A 475-nucleotide genomic window follows, 5' to 3' on the forward strand; every position below is an offset into this window, starting at 1 on the left:
CCAGCTCCAGACCCATACCAGCCCGCTGAGAACCCTGACCCGTGAACAGAAACGCCGACTTACCCCCGACACCCGACTCCGCCGACACCCCGGCCAGTCGTGCCAGCAGTTCCTCCCGGTCCGAGGCCACGACAACGGCCCGACGCTCCAGCAACGCCCTGGAGGTCACCAGCGAGTACGCCGTGTCCAGCACGGACAGATCCGGCCGCGACACCAGGTGCGTGCGGAGCCGCTCCGCCTGCACCCGCAGCGCCACCTCATTACGCGCCGACAGCACCACCGGCACCGGACCCGCGGACACAGCACGCTCGACGGTCACCGGCTCCTCGGCCGGCGCCTCCTCCACGATGATGTGCGCGTTCGTACCGCTCACACCGAACGACGACACACCCGCACGACGCGGACGGCCATCCGCGGTCCACTCCCGCGCCTCCGTGAGCAGCCGGACCTCACCCGACTCCCAGTCCACGTGCGG

General features: G+C 70.5%; 1 protein-coding gene. It reads right to left on the reverse strand.

Annotation, left to right across the window (positions count from 1 at the left end):
* The coding region (locus tag FVS66_RS34730) for a ketoacyl-synthetase C-terminal extension domain-containing protein (RefSeq protein ID WP_316248155.1) at positions 1-475 on the reverse strand (475 nt) is incomplete at both ends.

Origin of the sequence: Streptomyces sp. TRM49041 (assembly GCF_008271805.1) — a bacterium.
In the GTDB taxonomy this organism is placed as follows: Bacteria; Actinomycetota; Actinomycetes; order Streptomycetales; family Streptomycetaceae; genus Streptomyces.